The organism is Caballeronia sp. ATUFL_M2_KS44 (assembly GCF_023630965.1).
Lineage (GTDB): Bacteria > Pseudomonadota > Gammaproteobacteria > Burkholderiales > Burkholderiaceae > Caballeronia > Caballeronia concitans.
Map to the genome: position 1 here is coordinate 85,784 of NZ_JALQEA010000016.1, position 15,573 is coordinate 101,356.

The window sequence follows — 15,573 nt, forward strand, 5'->3', positions numbered from 1 at the left end:
ACGGACGATCCGGCGCGCGTGGTTCGCAGAAGCTGCCGCGCGCTATGATGGAACTTTGTTTAGTTGTCCGACCGGCTGGAGGTCGCAAATGAAAAACGTCCCGTTCCTGTTGAAACTGTCGTCCGGCGTGGCCGCTGGGCTGCTCGTCGCGGGCTGCGTGATGGATCCGCCCGGTCCGTCGCCCATCTATAGCCGGCTGCCGAGCACATCGACGAATGTGCAACAGACGCTTACGCCCGAGCAGCAAATGGAGCGCTACAACCAGATCGACAAGCAGGCGCTGGCCGAATCGCAGCAAGCGGCGACTGTCGGCAACAATGCGAAGATGATGTCCGGCTACTACACGCCGCCCGTCAGCGTGTACGGCGGCTATTCGAGCGGCGGCTGGGGCGGTCCTTACTGGGGAACGGGCATCGGTTTCGGAACGGGCTGGTAACGTTTCGGCAGAACAAAAAAATGGCGCAGTCGATGACTGCGCCATTTTTTTTGCATCTACTGGTCCCACGACGTCACTGCGCCGCGCCCGGCTTCTTCTTCGCCTCCTGGGCCTTGTCCTTGCGCGCCTTGCGATCGAGATCGCGCAATTCCTGCTTCGAACGCGATACCGGATTCGGCACCACGCGCAGCGGCGCCGCCGATACCTGTCCGCGCGTCGAACCGTTCATGCCGGGCGTGTTCGCCGAATTGACCGGCGCCGTGGAATTGGGCGAGACGAACTGCACGAAGACCTCGCTGTCCTTCACCATGCCCATTTCATAGCGCGCGCGTTCCTCGACGGCGGCCGTGCCGGCTTGCAGGTCCTGCACTTCGCCTTGCACGCGCTCGTTGCGCAGTTTCAGGTTCGTGTTCTTGTCGGTCTGCTGCGCGAGTTGCTGCTGCAATTCGTGCACGCGCAGCCAGCCGCCGTGTCCCCACCAGAGCGGGTATTGGATCAGCGCCAGCAACAAGACCAGAACGACAGTTACGAGCCGCATTCGAGTAGCCGAGATAAGCGCCGCCGGGCGGCTTCAGTGATTACCGAAGCCGGGCGGCGGCCAAAAAATAAAGCTAACGTCCTTATCGACTAAAGCGGCAAAAGCTTTAGCGCAAGTTGTAGAACGCCGACTTGCCGGGATAGCTTGCGATATCGCCGAGGTCTTCTTCGATACGCAGCAACTGGTTGTACTTCGAGATGCGATCGCTGCGCGACAGCGAACCGGTCTTGATCTGACCGGCGTTCAGGCCGACGGCGATATCCGCGATGGTCGAATCTTCCGTTTCGCCCGAGCGGTGCGAGATGACCGCCGTGTAGCACGCGCGCTTCGCCATTTCGATAGCCGCGAAGGTTTCCGTCAGCGTGCCGATCTGGTTGATCTTGATGAGGATCGAGTTCGCGATGCCGCGCTCGATGCCTTCCTTCAGGATGCGCGTGTTGGTCACGAACAGGTCGTCGCCGACGAGCTGCACTTTCTTGCCCAAGCGATCGGTCAGCGTCTTCCAGCCGTCCCAGTCGCTTTCGTGCATGCCGTCTTCGATCGAGACGATCGGGAACTTGTCGGCGAGCGTCGCGAGATAGTCGGTGAATTCGCCCGACGAAAGCTGCAGGCCTTCGCCCGCGAGCTGGTACTTGCCGTCGTGGTAGAACTCGCTCGCCGCGCAATCGAGCGCGAGCAGCACGTCTTCACCCGCGCGATACCCCGCCTTCTCGATTGCTTGCAGAATGGTGGACAGGCACTCGTCGTTGCTGCCGAAGTTCGGCGCGAAGCCGCCCTCGTCGCCGACCGCCGTGCTCATGCCGCGATCCGACAGAATCTTCTTGAGCGCATGGAACACTTCCGCGCCGCAACGCAGCGCTTCGCGGAACGTCGGCTGGCTCACCGGCACGATCATGAATTCCTGGATGTCCAGGCTGTTGTTCGCGTGCGCGCCGCCGTTGACGATGTTCATCATCGGCACCGGCAGTTGCATCGCGCCCGAGCCGCCGAAGTAGCGATACAGCGGCAGGCCGGCTTCTTCCGCAGCGGCCTTGGCGACCGCCATCGACACGGCGAGCAGCGCGTTTGCGCCGAGGCGCGACTTGTTGTCGGTGCCGTCGAGCTCGAGCAGGGTCTTGTCGAGGAAGGCCTGCTCCGAAGCGTCGAGGCCCATGATGGCTTCGGAAATCTCGGTGTTGATGTGTTCAACCGCTTTCAGCACGCCCTTGCCGCCGTAACGGCCGGCTTCGTCGTCGCGCAGTTCGATGGCTTCGCGCGATCCGGTGGAGGCGCCCGACGGCACCGCGGCGCGGCCCATCGTGCCCGATTCGAGCAGTACGTCGCACTCGACGGTGGGATTGCCTCGCGAATCGAGAATCTCGCGGCCGATGATATCTACGATAGCACTCATGGTTTCCTCAAATTGACGATGAATTCTGTCGGTCACGATGAAGCGGTGATGCGCGCTTCATTGGCTTCGCTCAGACCTTCTGACGGCTGCCCGGTTCGCGTCTCACTTCACGCGACCCTTCTTGTTCTGTTCTTCCGACGGCGGACGCCGACCGCGAGGCGCCCGCCCGTTGCTCAGTTGAAGTCGTTCTCGAGGAACGGGCCGCTCTTCACCGCGCGATCGAGCGCGACGAGCGTTTTGAGCAGCGCTTCCATGCGATGCAGCGGCACCGCGTTCGGACCGTCCGACTTCGCGCATGCGGGGTCCGGATGCGTCTCCATGAAAAGCCCCGCGACGCCCGTGGCCACCGCCGCGCGCGCCAGCACCGGCACGAACTCGCGCTGGCCGCCGGAACTCGTCCCCTGCCCGCCCGGCAACTGCACGGAATGCGTCGCGTCGAATACTACCGGCGCGTTCGTTTCGCGCATGATCGCGAGCGCACGCATATCGGACACGAGATTGTTATAGCCGAACGACACGCCGCGCTCGCACGCCATGAAACGGTCTTCCGACAGACCCGCTTCACGCGCGGCGTCGCGCGCCTTGTCGATCACGTTCTTCATGTCGTGCGGCGCGAGAAACTGGCCCTTCTTGATGTTGACCGGCTTGCCCGAGCGCGCGCACGCGTGGATGAAATCGGTCTGGCGGCACAGGAACGCGGGCGTCTGCAGCACGTCCACGACCGATGCGACCGCCTCGATCTCATGTTCGGCATGCACGTCCGTGAGAACGGGCACGCCGAGCTGCTTTTTCACTTCGCCGAGGATGCGCAAGCCTTCGTCCATGCCGAGGCCGCGAAACGACTTGCCCGAACTGCGGTTCGCCTTGTCGTAGGACGACTTGTAGATGAACGGCACGCCGAGCTTCGACGTGATTTCCTTCAGCCGCCCGGCGACGTCGATGGTCATCTGCTCCGATTCGACGACGCACGTGCCCGCTATCAGAAAGAACGGCTGGTCGAGCCCCGCTTCGAAATGACACAGCTTCATGCCTGCGCTCCTGCCGTTGCGGCGACGTTTGCACTGCCCTTCGCGTCGCCCGCTGCGAGCGAATGGTCGCGCGCCGCTTCGACGAACGCCTTGAAGAGCGGATGCCCGTCGCGCGGCGTCGAGGTGAACTCGGGGTGGAACTGCACGCCGACGAACCACGGATGCAGCGATTGCGGCAATTCCATCATTTCGGGCAGATCCTCGCTCGGCGTACGCGCGCTGATGATAAGCCCGCCCGCCTCGAGTTGCGGCACGAAACGGTTATTCACTTCATAACGGTGACGATGACGCTCGTTCACATCCGTGCCGTAGATGCGCTCGGCCATGGTGCCGGGCTTGATCGGGCACTTTTGCGAGCCGAGGCGCATGGTGCCGCCGAGGTCCGATTCTTCGGTGCGCTTTTCGATACGGCCCGCACGGTCGTACCACTCGGTGATGAGCGCGACGACGGGATTCGTGGTGTCGGAATCGAACTCGGTGCTGTTGGCGTCGGCGAGACCGGCGACGTCACGCGCGAATTCGATGACCGCGAGCTGCATGCCGAGGCAGATGCCGAGATACGGCGTCTTCGATTCGCGCGCATAGCGGATGGCCTTGATCTTGCCTTCCGTGCCGCGCCGACCGAAACCGCCCGGCACCAGCACGGCGTCGAGGTGCTCCAGCGCGCCCGTGCCTTCGGCTTCGATCTGCTCGGAATCGAGATATTCGATGTTGACCTTCGTCGACGTATGAATGGCCGCGTGGCGCAGCGCCTCGATCAGCGACTTGTACGACTCGGTCAGCTCGACATACTTGCCGACCATGCCGATGGTCACTTCGTTCTTCGGATTCTCGAGCTTCTCGACGAGGTCCGACCACATTTTCAGGTCGGCCGGCGGCGGCGAGAGCTTCAGTGCTTCGCAGATGATGTCGTCGAGATGCTGGTCGTTGAGCATCTGCGGAATCTTGTAGATGCTGTCCGCGTCCCACACGGAAATGACCGCGTCTTCGGGCACGTTCGAGAACATCGAGATCTTGGCGCGCTCGTCGTCGGGAATCGGGCGGTCAGCGCGGCACAGCAGCACGTTCGGATAGATACCGATTTCGCGCAGCTTCTGCACGCTGTGCTGCGTCGGCTTGGTCTTGAGTTCGCCGGCAGTGGCGATGAACGGCACGAGCGTCAGGTGCACGAAGCACGCGCTGTTGCGGCCCATGCGCAGGCTCATCTGACGCGCGGCTTCGAGGAACGGCAGCGATTCGATGTCGCCCACCGTGCCGCCGATCTCGACGATCGCGACATCCGGCTGGCCGCACGTGGCCGCAGCCGCGCCGCGCTCGACGAACGCCTGGATTTCGTTGGTGATGTGCGGAATGACCTGCACCGTCTTGCCGAGATACTCGCCGCGGCGTTCCTTGCGGATCACCGATTCGTAGATCTGGCCCGTGGTGAAGTTGTTGGCCTTGCGCATCTTCGTGCTGATGAAGCGCTCGTAATGGCCGAGGTCGAGGTCGGTCTCCGCGCCGTCTTCCGTCACGAACACTTCGCCGTGCTGAAACGGGGACATCGTGCCGGGGTCGACGTTGATGTAGGGATCGAGCTTGAGGAGGGTGACTTTCAGACCGCGCGATTCGAGGATCGCGGCGAGGGAGGCGGCGGCAATACCCTTGCCGAGGGAAGAAACTACGCCGCCGGTGACGAATACATATTTGGTCATCGCTAGATGCTCGCGGGAAAAACGGATTATACCGTAAAGGCCGTCCGCGACCTATCGCCCGACCGGTGGAAACCCGTATCTCGCGCGCTTCTTTTGACGCTATTTTGCCGACTGCGTCCGGCCTTATTCGGCGTCATCGCTGCATGGCGACGATGAGCCGCCGCACCGCGCGCGCCGTCTCGATGGGCCGCTCCATCGGAAAGAGATGACTGCCTTCGATCCACTCCACGTGCTCGCCCGCGATGCGCCGCGTCATCGCGAGTCCGACCTGCCGCACTTCCGTCGAATGCGTGCCCGCGACGAATCCGACCGGCACCGGCGCGCCGTGCGCGAGCCGCGCGCCGAGCGTATGCGGCAGCGTGCGGTAGATGAGGTATTCGACTTGCCGGTCGAAGGCGAGCGTGCGCGTGCCGTCGGCGTGCGTCGAAGGCATGCCGAAGTCGATGTAATCCGAGAGCATTCGCTCGTCCCATCGCGCGAACGCGGCTTTTGCGCGGAAATGACGCCACGCTTCGTCGCGGCTCGCCCAGCGCGTGCGCCGCTTTTTCGTCGCGGCGGCGGGCGACAGGCGTTCGTCGAGCCCGGTTCGCTGCATCGCGCGCAGAAGGCCGCTGCGCCAGCCCGCGATGACCGGCGAATCCAGCATGACGACGCCCTTCACCCACTGCGGGCGCTTGATCGCCGCCATGAGCGACAGATAGCCGCCGAGCGAATGCCCGACGAGCCACACTTTCGGATGCGCGCCGCCCGCTGCTTCGCGGTGACGGCTCATGTCGTCGACGAGTTCGTCGACGAGATTCGGCCAGTCGCGCGTCACCGGAAAGCGCGGATCGTGGCCGTATCGTTCGATGCTGCGGATGTCGTAGTCGTCGGCGAGTTCGGCGAATACCGTGCGATACGTCGACGCAGGAAAGCCGTTCGCGTGCGAGAAATGGATGATGTCCTTCAAGCGGCTCCTTTCTTATTGGCTCATCCAGTAGCGTGCGTGCGTTTGCCGGAAGCGTTCGAGCACGATGTCCGAACCCATGTCGATGCGCGCCGCGCCATCTTCGTCGCTGCGCGTGAGCGCGATGCCCCGCATGCGATAGCGCGCGTACACCGTCGGGTTCGGATGATGAAAACGGTTGCGATAGCCTACCTGAAATACCGCGGCGAGCGGCCCGACGGAATCGAGGAAAGGCTCGGTTGATGACGTGCGGCTGCCGTGATGCGGAACGATGAGGACATCCGCGCGCAACGCGGATGGCTCGCGCGCGAGAAGTGTGCGTTCGACATCGGCTTCGATGTCGGCGGTGAAGAGCGCGACGCGACCCGCTGCGTTCGTCACCCTGAGCACGCAGGCCTGATGATTCGGCTTGCCCGTCAGCGGGCCGGCGTCCGGCCAGAGCACGCGGAAATCGACGCCATCCCATGTCCAGCGCTGGCCCGCCGTGCAGCGCAGAGTGTCGCTGCCGCGCTTGCGGGCGTTGGACCAGAGCGCGTCGCCTGAGGGCAGCGACGCGAGCAGTTGCCGCACGCCGATCGATTGCAGCACCGCCGGCGCGCCGCCCGAATGGTCGGAATCGGAATGGCTGATGACGAGCGCATCGAGCGAAAGCAGGCCCGCGGCGAGCAGATACGGTGCGACGATGCGCTCGCCGGCGTGCGTCGATTCGGGGCCGGGGCCGGCGTCGAAGAGCAGCGCGTGCTTCTCTGTTTCGACGACGAGCGCCGAACCCTGGCCGATATCGAGCGCGGTGATGCGAAATGCGCCGTGCGGCGTGACGTGCGGCGCGGCCGCAAGCAGCGGCAGCCAGGTCAGCGGCGCGGCGAAACGCAACGGCCAGCCGCGCGGCGCGAGCGCCCACGCGCTTCCGGCGAGCGCGGCCACGAGCGCGAACGGCGTCGGCTGCGGCAGATGCCAGAGGGACCACGCGGGGGCGGCGTCGGCCAGGCGCGCGAGGGCATCGCAGAGAACGGAAAGCGCGGCATGCGCGAGGCGGAACGCGGGTGCATCGACGGGCGCGGGCAGGATCAGGCCGGCGAGCGTCGCGGGCGTGACGACGAAGCTCGTCCACGGAATGGCGAATGCATTGGCGAGCGGGCCGATCAGCGGGATTTGCGAGAACCAGTAAGCAGTCAGCGGCGCGAGCGCGAGCGTGACGGCGTATTGAACGCGGGCGCTCGATTTGACGTGAGCGTGCAGCTTGAACGCCGCGCGACGCATTGCCGATGCAAGGCGTTTTCGCTTCGGCGTTGCAGCGGCGGGTCGCACGGCTTGATTCGATGCGCTCTCGACTTCGTCCGGCAATACCGGATCGCGCGCTTCGAGGCCTGCCAGCCAATCATCGTCATCATCCGGCCGCGCTTTCGACGCCCGCCTGCCGTACGCCGCGATCGCGTGCAAAATCGCCGCCACCGCGCAGAAGGACAGCCAGAATCCGGGCGATGTCGCCGCCCACGGATCGACGATCAGCACGAGCGCGAGCGCCCACGCGAGCACGAGCGACGACGCCGGCCGCCGCCCGCAGACATACGCGACGGCGAACACCAGCAGCATCCACAACGTGCGCTGCGCGGGCACGTTGAAGCCGGCGAGCGCGGCATACACCGCCGCGAACGATGCCGCGCCAAACGCCGCGACCTTCGGCGTGGCCATCCAGAGCGGCCCCGGCAAGCCGCGCCACGCAATGCGCCGCCACACGAAGCCGCAAGCCAGCGCCGCCAGTCCCGCGACGAATCCGATATGAAGCCCCGAGATCGCGACGAGATGACTCGTGCCGGTCGCGCGCATGACGGCCCAGTCGTCGTCGCTGACGGATGCCTGCGCGCCCACCGCCAGCGCGACGATGATCCCGCGATGCGGCGCATCGCCGAGCACGGTTTCGATGCGATCGCGGATACGCGCCCGCCACCGGTCGATGGCAATGCGCGGACCGATGGCATCGCCAGGAAGCCTGCGCGGCGCACGCACGAGCGACACCGATCCCGTCGCGCGAATGCCTTGCTCGAGCAGACTCACTTCGCCATCGCGCAACAGGAAATTGGCATTGGCATGCGGGCGCTTGAGCCGCGCGGTCAGCGTCCAGCGCTGGCCCGCGCGAAGCACAGGCGGAACGAGCGGCGCGGCGGGCGCCCAAAGCAGCCGAACGATTCGCGGAAAGTCGCGCAGCCCCGCGCCGTTCGCTTCGACCTCGAACAGGAAGCGCGTGCCCTGCTCTTGCGGCTCCGGCAATCCGCGCACGAAGCCGCTCAGTTCGATATCGCGCTGCTCATATTCGACCGGCAGATGCGGCCGCAAGCGCACTTCGGCGCGCAACGCCGCATACGCGAATCCCGCGACGATCGCCGCCAGCACGAACACGCCGACGCCATAACGACGCCCCGCCATGACCGCGACGCAGAAAATCAGGAAGCACGTTCCCCAGCCGCGCCAGCCCGGCAAATCCGTCTGTTGCTGCAGCCACCAGACGCCCAACGCAAACCCCAGCAACACCGCACGCACGCTTTCCTCTTCCATCGTCGACGCGAACGCATCCGCTTCGAATAACGTTAGCCATCCGAATCAAATGCAACTTGCCGACGATTATGCAGAAGCGAGCGCGAGCCGGGGCAGCGCCGCGTGAGCGTTAGCCGTTGTGCCTATGGAAAGCGCGTTTTCGTCGATGCCGCGCAACTCCGCCAGCACCTTCGCGATGCCCGCGACCTGATCCGGCGTATTGCGTCCCTTGTAGCGCCAGGCAGGCGCGATATCGGGCGCATCGGTTTCGAGCACGATCGCATCGAGCGGAAGTTCCGCCGCAAGCCGCCTGATCTGCCGCGCGCGCTCGAAAGTGAGATTGCCGCCGAAGCCGAGATGCATGCCCTGCGCGATGAATGCTTGGGCCTGCTGGAAGCTGCCGTTGAACGCATGCGCGATGCCGCAATGAATGTCGTGCACGCGCAAGCCCTTCAGCACCTTGTCCTGCGACTTGCGCACGTGGCAAATGACCGGCAGACGGAATTCACGCGCGAGCTTCAGTTGCTCGAAGTAGAAGAACTGCTGGCGCGCGTCGTCGAGCGTCGGCACGAAATAATCCAGCCCGATTTCGCCGATGCCGACAAAACGCGGATCGTCGAGGCTCGCGGCGATCTGTTCGCGCAGCACGTGGAGGTCGTCGTCGGTGGCGCGCGGCGTGAAAAGCGGATGGATGCCAAGGGCATACGCGCCGCCTTCCACGCGATGCGCGAGCGCGCGCACCGTATCGAAGTTCGCGCGCTCGACGCCCGGAATCACGATGCGCCGCACGCTCGCATCGAACGCGGCGCGGGCGACGTCGTCGCGGTCCGCGTCGAACTCCGAGGCATCGAGATGACAGTGCGTATCGATCCACATGGCGTTCTCCGCGGTCCGCCGCTTCAGACCGGCACCGACGGCTCTTCGTGCAGCACGCCGTCGCGCAGACGCATGATGCGGTCGCAGCGCGCGGCGAGATCGGGATCGTGCGTGACGATCACGAAGCTCGTCTCCAGCGTCTGCGACAGTTCGAGCATCAGGTTGAAGACGGTATCGGCGGTGCCGCCGTCGAGATTGCCGGTGGGTTCGTCGGCAAGCACGCACGCCGGACGCGTGACCAGCGCCCGCGCGATCGCCACGCGCTGCCGTTCGCCGCCCGACAGCGCGCCCGGCCGATGCTTCGCGCGATGCCCGATGCCCACGCGCTCCAGCATGCCCATCGCTTCGTGGCGGGCGGCGTCCTCGGACATGCGGCGGATGCGCAGCGGCATCGCGACGTTATCGAGCGCGGTGAATTCCGGCAGCAGATGATGGAACTGATAGACGAAGCCGAGCGCGCGATTGCGCAGCTCGTTGCGCTCCTTTTCCTTCAGTTCAGTGAAAGGCTTGCCGAGCAGCGAGACCTTGCCCGCGCTCGGTTCGTCGAGCCCGCCGAGCACATGCAAAAGCGTGCTCTTGCCGGAGCCGGACGCGCCGACGATCGCGAGCTTCTCGCCGCGCCGCACTTCGAGTTGCGCGTTGTCGAGCACCTGCACGTTGAAGCCGCCCTGCACGAAGGTCTTCGAAATCGCCGTTGCGTGCAGCACGATGTTGTTGTCTGGAATCATGTCACTCATAGCGCAGCGCCTCCGCCGGACGGACCTTCGCGCCGCGCCAGCTCGGATAGAGCGTGGCGAGCGACGAAAGCAGGAACGCGATGACGCCGATCTTCGCGACATCCGCCGGCACGAGCTCCGACGGCAACTCGCTGATGAAGTAAACCGAAGGCGGCAGGAATTGCACGCCGAGCAGGTGCTCGATCATCGGCACGAGCCACGGAATGCTCCACGCGATCAGGCAGCCGAGCGACACGCCGAGCGCCGTGCCGATGAAGCCGATGGTCACGCCCTGCACCACGAATATCTTCATGATCGAGCCGGGCTGCGCGCCGAGCGTGCGAAGAATGGCGATATCGGCCTGCTTGTCGGTGACGGTCATCACGAGCGACGACACCAGATTGAACGCCGCCACCGCGATGATCAGCGTGAGGATGATGAACATCATGCGCTTTTCGATCTGCACGGCGGAGAACCACGTCTTGTTCTGCTGCGTCCAGTCGCGGATATAAAGATCGCCGGACAGCGTGTGCGACAGTTGCCGCGCGACTTCGGGCGCGCGCTGCATGTCTTTCAGGCGCAGGCGCACGCCGGTCGGCGCGGGCAGGCGGAAAAGCGCTTCGGCGTCGCGCATCGAAATGAGCGCGAGCGTCGAGTCGTATTCGTAGTGTCCCGATTCGAAGATGCCGACGACCGTGAACTGCTTCAGGCGCGGCATCATGCCCGCCGGCGTGATGGTGCCTTCGGGCGCGACGAGCGTGATCTTGTCGCCGGTCATCACGCCGAGATTCGTCGCGAGATCGCCGCCGAGCACGATGCCGAATTCGCCCGGCACGAGATCCGCGAGCTTGCCCGCGCGCATTTCCTTGCCGATATCCGACACTTGCGGCTCCAGCGACGGCTCCACGCCGCGCAGCGCGACGCCGCTCACCGCGCCTTGCCGCGTGAGCAGCGCCTGCGCCTCGACATAAGGCGCCGCGCCGATCACTTCCGGATTGCGGCGCGCTTCCTGCGCGGTCAGTTGCCAGTTGGGCATCGAGCCGGTCGGCGAAAAAATCTCGACGTGCGCGAGCACCGACAGCATGCGGTCGCGCACTTCCTTCTGGAAGCCGTTCATGACCGACAACACGACGATCAGCGCAGCGACGCCGAGCGCGATGCCCGCCATCGACACGAGCGCGATGAAGGAGATGAAGCCGTTGCCTGTGGTGCGTTTGCTGGCGCGTGTGTAGCGCCAGCCAATCTGCCATTCGTACGGAAGTTTCAAGCGAATCCTTTCTTCTGCGAGTGCTGCGTTGGTGTTGCTCGTGGGTGTTGCGCCTTGTTGCGCTTTGTTGCGGCCGGAGAGTCATCTCGCCGATGCAACGCATGGCCGAAATTTGCGAAAGTTTGCCATAGGTGGCGAATGCGCCGTAACAGCCGGCCGCGCGCGTTAGCCATTCGGCCGGCTCCCGAACGGCCATTTCGAAGGACAAACTCGCGCGGCGCGCGCCCGATCCAGCCCCACGCTTTGCCCTACAATGCCGACCATCATGCCCGTTCCCGACCTTCATCTTCTGCTGCCGTTCGCGCTGCCCTCGGCCGCGGACGCCGCCACCGCATTGCACGGGCTGGAAAGCGCGGCGCTCGACAGACTGCTCGCCCGCGCCACGCTCGAAGAACGCGTGATCGGCGAAGACTTTCAGCGCACGCTGCCGCACGAACGCTGGACCGCGCAACGCTTCGGCGCGGTCGCATCGAGCGCGGGCGAGCGCCACGCCGACGACGCCCCGCTCGCTCCCTTCATGCTGCTCGCCGATGGCGGCACGCCCGGCGATGCGCTCTGGGCCTGCATCGAGCCGGTCCACGTGCGGATCGCGCACGATCATCTCGTGCTGATCGATCCCGCCACGCTCGGCGTGCGCACCGAGGAAGCGCGCGCGTTGCTGGAAACGGCGCGGCCGGTCATCGAAGATCTCGGCATCGTGCTGCAAGCGCCCACGCCGCTGCGCTGGTACGTGTCCGGCGAAGCGCTCGGCGCGCTCGCGGGCGCGTCGCCATTGCGCGCGACGGGGCGCAACATCGAAATCTGGCTGCCGCACGAAGCCCGCACCGGCGAGCGCTCGCGCGCGTGGATGAAGCTGCAGAACGAAGTGCAGATGGCGTGGTTCGAGCATCCGCTCAACGTCGAACGCGAGTCGCGCGGACTGCCCGCGATCAATTCCATCTGGCTGCACGCACAAGGCGCGATGCGCCCGGTGACGAGCCCGTTCGCGCGCGTGATGTCGGATGCCGCCGCGACGCGCGGGCTTGCTCTTGCCGCGGGCATCGCGCCCGAAAGGCCGCCGGAAAGTTTCGCCGCGCTTGCGAACGTGTCGAATGGAAACGAGGAAGGCGCCGCGCTCGTCGAACTGGATCCGTTCTCGGCGCCCTTCATCGAGCAAGACTGGGCGCGCTGGAACGCATCGCTGAAGGCGCTCGCGAACGACTGGTTCGCGCCCGCGCTGAACGCGCTCTCGAACGGATCGCTCAGGCGCTTCGGCCTCACGCTCTGCGGCGACACCGGCTCGGTCACGCTCTCCGTCACGCGCGCCGACTTGCGCAAGTTCTGGCGCCGCCGGCCGATCGCGGCGCTTTTCATCGAATAAAGCATCGAATAAAGGCGAACCCCGAATGACGCGAATCGTAACGCGCGCCTCCTCCCCCGCCGACGCCGAAGCGCTGATGCGCCACGGCCTGCATCCCGTGATCGCGCGGCTCTACGCGGCGCGCGGCGTCACGTCGCCCGACGAAATCGAGACCGAATTCAAGCGCCTGCACGCGCCCGTCGGCCTGAAAGGTTGCGACGATGCCGCCGTCGTGCTCGCCGATGCGCTCGCCGCGAACAAGCGCATGCTGGTCGTCGCCGATTACGACTGCGACGGCGCGACCGCCTGCGCCGTCGCCGTGCGCGGCTTGCGGATGTTCGGCGCGAGCATCGACTATCTGGTGCCGAATCGCTTCGAATACGGCTACGGACTGACGCCGGAAATCGTCGAACTGGCCGCGCGCTCGCCGCTCGGACTGCCCGAACTGCTGATCACCGTCGATAACGGCATTACCAGCGTCGAGGGCGTCGCGGCGGCGAATGCGCTCGGGATCGACGTGCTCGTAACCGATCATCACCTGCCCGGCGACGAACTGCCCGCCGCGCGCGCGATCGTCAATCCGAACCAGCCGGGCTGCGCGTTTCCGAGCAAGTGCATCGCGGGCGTGGGCGTCATGTTTTACGTGCTGCTCGCGCTGCGCGCCGAGTTGCGCCGGCGCGGCGCTTACGAGAACGCGCCGGAGCCGCGTCTGGACGGCCTGCTCGATCTCGTCGCGCTCGGCACCGTCGCGGATGTCGTGAAGCTCGATGCGAACAACCGGATTCTCGTCGCGCAAGGCTTGAAGCGGATTCGCGCGGGACGCATGCAGCCGGGCATCGCGGCGCTCTTTCGCGCGGCGGGCCGCGATGCGCGCGCGGCATCCGGCTTCGATCTCGGCTTCGCGCTGGGGCCGCGGCTGAACGCGGCGGGACGGCTCTCGGACATGTCGCTCGGCATCGAATGTTTGACGACCGACGACATTGGCCGCGCGTGGGAACTCGCGCAGCAACTCGATTCGATGAATCGCGAGCGGCGCGAAATCGAAGCCGGCATGCAGCAACAGGCGCTCGCGGAATTGCAGAGCTTCCAGCCCGGCGAGCGCGCGACGCTCACGCTCTTCGATCCGGGCTGGCATCAGGGCGTGATCGGCATCGTCGCCGGGCGGCTGAAGGAGCGGTTTCATCGGCCGTCGTTCACGTTCGCGCACGCCGACGACAGCGGATCGCTCTGCAAAGGCTCCGGCCGCTCGATTCCGGGCTTCCATCTGCGCGACGCCGTCGATCTGATCAGCAAGCGCGAGCCCGGCCTCATCCACAAGTTCGGCGGCCACGCGATGGCGGCGGGCCTGACGCTCGCCACCGCCGATATCGCGCGCTTCACGGACGCGTTCGAGCGCGTGGGCCGCGAATGGCTCACCGCCGACGCGCTCGCGCGCACCGTCGAAACGGACGGCGAGCTGGAGGACGCGTATTTCACGCCGCAATTCGTGGAACTGCTCGATGCCGCCGTCTGGGGCCAGGGCTTTCCGGCGCCGACGTTCTCCGGCGAGTTCGAAGTCGCCTCGCAGGCGCTCGTGAAGGAGAAACATCTGAAGCTGTCGCTGTTGCGCGGACGGCAGCGCTTCAATGCGATCTGGTTCAATCACGTCGATCCGCTGCCGCCGCGCGCGACCGTCGCGTACCGGCTCGTCAGCGATTCGTGGAATGGCGTGGCGCGCGTGCAATTGATCGTCGAGCACGCGGCGTAATTGCATCGGCGAAACGATCGGCCAAAAGCATTGCATACGAGAATTGATTGACACGAATCAGTCAATTCTCATTTTCGCGAATCTCACCGCGAATGTCCCGTCTGCGCAAATATAATCACGCGATTGCGGATGCCTATGCTCTTGCTTGTCGATGAATAATGAAAAAATCAACCTGCGCAATATCACGCTTTGCGCAGTGGACTGCCTGAATCCCGTGCTCGCGGCCCGTGCGCTGGATATTTCGAGAAGGCATTGCCTGTTTGGCGACACGATTCTCCTGACCGACGAACGAATCGATGCCAATGTGCGCATCGGTCTGATACCGCGCATCAAATCCCGGGAAGAATATAGCGTCTTCGTCATGAGGCAACTCCTCGAATACATATCGACGCCCTGGGTACTGCTCGTTCAATGGGACGGATTCGTCGCCAATCCGTCCGCCTGGTCGGAAGATTTCCTCGCGTACGATTACATCGGCGCGCGCTGGCCGAATCATCGTGACGGCATGGCGGTCGGAAACGGCGGTTTCACGTTGCGCTCCAGGCGGCTTCTTCAGATTATCGCCAGCGACGAACGATTCACGCCGCATTCGGAAATTGTCGAAGACGAACTGATCTGCCGGACATATCGCCCGATGCTGGAGGCGGAATACGGCATTCGTTTCGCGCCGGAGCATATCGCCGACCGGTTTTCCGCCGAATTCGCCCGGCCGCGCGAGCGCACCTTCGGATTTCACGGCGTTTTCAATATGCATCGCCATGTCGAAGACGACGATCTGATTTTCTTCGCGCAAAACGCCCGGCAAAGTTCGGTGCTCACCATCGATTTCATCGATCTTTGCCTGAGTTGTCTCAAGCAAGGCAGAACATCGGTCGCGGGCACGCTGTATTCGAAATTGCGGACTTACGTCGGCGCACGGCAAATCGAAGAGATTTTCCGCAACCCGAAAATCGGCGCGACGCCCGAAGAGTCCGCGAAGCACATCGCGGCGCTCGAAGCGCTGCGCGAGGCGCCGGCGCGCGCCCGTTGAAAAGACCCGCGCCGCTTGCACCGGCGCGCGTTCC

Annotated in this window: 13 protein-coding genes; 4 read left to right on the plus strand and 9 right to left on the minus strand. The window is 64.9% G+C overall.

All coding sequences use genetic code 11. The features are described from left to right. Positions 1–88: 88 nt before the first annotated feature. Positions 89–436 (plus strand): hypothetical protein, encoded by a 348-nt coding sequence (locus tag NCR39_RS08730; RefSeq protein ID WP_250451833.1) that lies wholly within the window; start codon positions 89–91, stop codon positions 434–436. A gap of 73 nt (positions 437–509) precedes the next feature. Here the strand turns inward: NCR39_RS08730 and ftsB are convergent, their stop codons facing one another. From ftsB to NCR39_RS08775, 9 genes are all read right to left on the minus strand, one after another. Beyond that, positions 510–974 carry a cell division protein FtsB gene (gene ftsB, locus NCR39_RS08735; RefSeq protein ID WP_250451834.1) on the minus strand — a complete coding sequence of 155 codons (465 nt, stop codon included), beginning with the start codon at positions 972–974 and terminating at the stop codon, positions 510–512. 106 nt (positions 975–1,080) lie between these two features. Next, positions 1,081–2,364, minus strand: a complete 1,284-nt coding sequence (gene eno / locus NCR39_RS08740; protein ID WP_250451835.1) for a phosphopyruvate hydratase — start codon at positions 2,362–2,364, stop codon at positions 1,081–1,083. 173 nt (positions 2,365–2,537) lie between these two features. Continuing rightward, entirely contained in the window at positions 2,538–3,392 is an 855-nt protein-coding gene (gene kdsA, locus NCR39_RS08745; RefSeq protein ID WP_250451836.1) for a 3-deoxy-8-phosphooctulonate synthase, read from the minus strand. Next, positions 3,389–5,086, minus strand: coding sequence for a CTP synthase (gene pyrG / locus NCR39_RS08750; protein WP_250451837.1), 1,698 nt, complete (start codon positions 5,084–5,086; stop codon positions 3,389–3,391). Before pyrG ends, kdsA begins: the two co-directional genes overlap by 4 nt. Positions 5,087–5,219: 133 nt before the next feature. Then, a complete protein-coding gene (locus NCR39_RS08755) occupies positions 5,220–6,035 on the minus strand; it encodes an alpha/beta fold hydrolase (RefSeq protein ID WP_250451838.1) in 816 nt (271 codons plus the stop codon). 12 nt (positions 6,036–6,047) lie between these two features. Continuing rightward, on the minus strand, positions 6,048–8,585 hold the full coding sequence (locus NCR39_RS08760) for a ComEC/Rec2 family competence protein (protein ID WP_250451839.1): 2,538 nt from the start codon (positions 8,583–8,585) through the stop codon (positions 6,048–6,050). Positions 8,586–8,651: 66 nt separating this feature from the next. Beyond that, positions 8,652–9,440, minus strand: coding sequence for a TatD family hydrolase (locus tag NCR39_RS08765; RefSeq protein WP_250451840.1), 789 nt, complete (start codon positions 9,438–9,440; stop codon positions 8,652–8,654). Between the two features lie 23 nt (positions 9,441–9,463). After that, complete coding sequence (gene lolD / locus NCR39_RS08770) at positions 9,464–10,177, minus strand: lipoprotein-releasing ABC transporter ATP-binding protein LolD (protein WP_250451841.1); 714 nt, start codon at positions 10,175–10,177, stop codon at positions 9,464–9,466. After that, positions 10,170–11,423 (minus strand): lipoprotein-releasing ABC transporter permease subunit, encoded by a 1,254-nt coding sequence (locus NCR39_RS08775; protein WP_250451842.1) that lies wholly within the window; start codon positions 11,421–11,423, stop codon positions 10,170–10,172. Before NCR39_RS08775 ends, lolD begins: the two co-directional genes overlap by 8 nt. Positions 11,424–11,676: 253 nt before the next feature. Between NCR39_RS08775 and NCR39_RS08780 the strand changes: the two genes are divergently transcribed. The 3 genes from NCR39_RS08780 (at position 11,677) to NCR39_RS29760 (ending at position 15,539) form a co-directional block, all read left to right on the plus strand. After that, positions 11,677–12,783, plus strand: coding sequence for a regulator (locus NCR39_RS08780; protein WP_250451843.1), 1,107 nt, complete (start codon positions 11,677–11,679; stop codon positions 12,781–12,783). A 25-nt stretch (positions 12,784–12,808) separates the two neighbouring features. After that, positions 12,809–14,509: a single-stranded-DNA-specific exonuclease RecJ gene (gene recJ / locus NCR39_RS08785; protein ID WP_250451844.1), complete on the plus strand. Its 1,701-nt coding sequence runs from the start codon at positions 12,809–12,811 to the stop codon at positions 14,507–14,509. A gap of 361 nt (positions 14,510–14,870) precedes the next feature. Beyond that, complete coding sequence (locus NCR39_RS29760; RefSeq protein WP_350029665.1) at positions 14,871–15,539, plus strand: DUF5672 family protein; 669 nt, start codon at positions 14,871–14,873, stop codon at positions 15,537–15,539. Positions 15,540–15,573: the final 34 nt, after the last annotated feature.

Bases quoted from the DNA above. Each gene is read 5' to 3' on its own strand.
- NCR39_RS08730 (WP_250451833.1), top strand. From the start codon at position 89: ATGAAAAACGTCCCGTTCCTGTTGAAACTGTCGTCCGGCGTGGCCGCT.
- ftsB (WP_250451834.1), bottom strand. From the start codon at position 974: ATGCGGCTCGTAACTGTCGTTCTGGTCTTGTTGCTGGCGCTGATCCAA.
- eno (WP_250451835.1), bottom strand. From the start codon at position 2,364: ATGAGTGCTATCGTAGATATCATCGGCCGCGAGATTCTCGATTCGCGA.
- kdsA (WP_250451836.1), bottom strand. From the start codon at position 3,392: ATGAAGCTGTGTCATTTCGAAGCGGGGCTCGACCAGCCGTTCTTTCTG.
- pyrG (WP_250451837.1), bottom strand. From the start codon at position 5,086: ATGACCAAATATGTATTCGTCACCGGCGGCGTAGTTTCTTCCCTCGGC.
- NCR39_RS08760 (WP_250451839.1), bottom strand. From the start codon at position 8,585: ATGGAAGAGGAAAGCGTGCGTGCGGTGTTGCTGGGGTTTGCGTTGGGC.
- NCR39_RS08765 (WP_250451840.1), bottom strand. From the start codon at position 9,440: ATGTGGATCGATACGCACTGTCATCTCGATGCCTCGGAGTTCGACGCG.
- lolD (WP_250451841.1), bottom strand. From the start codon at position 10,177: ATGAGTGACATGATTCCAGACAACAACATCGTGCTGCACGCAACGGCG.
- NCR39_RS08780 (WP_250451843.1), top strand. From the start codon at position 11,677: ATGCCGACCATCATGCCCGTTCCCGACCTTCATCTTCTGCTGCCGTTC.
- recJ (WP_250451844.1), top strand. From the start codon at position 12,809: ATGACGCGAATCGTAACGCGCGCCTCCTCCCCCGCCGACGCCGAAGCG.
- NCR39_RS29760 (WP_350029665.1), top strand. From the start codon at position 14,871: ATGAGGCAACTCCTCGAATACATATCGACGCCCTGGGTACTGCTCGTT.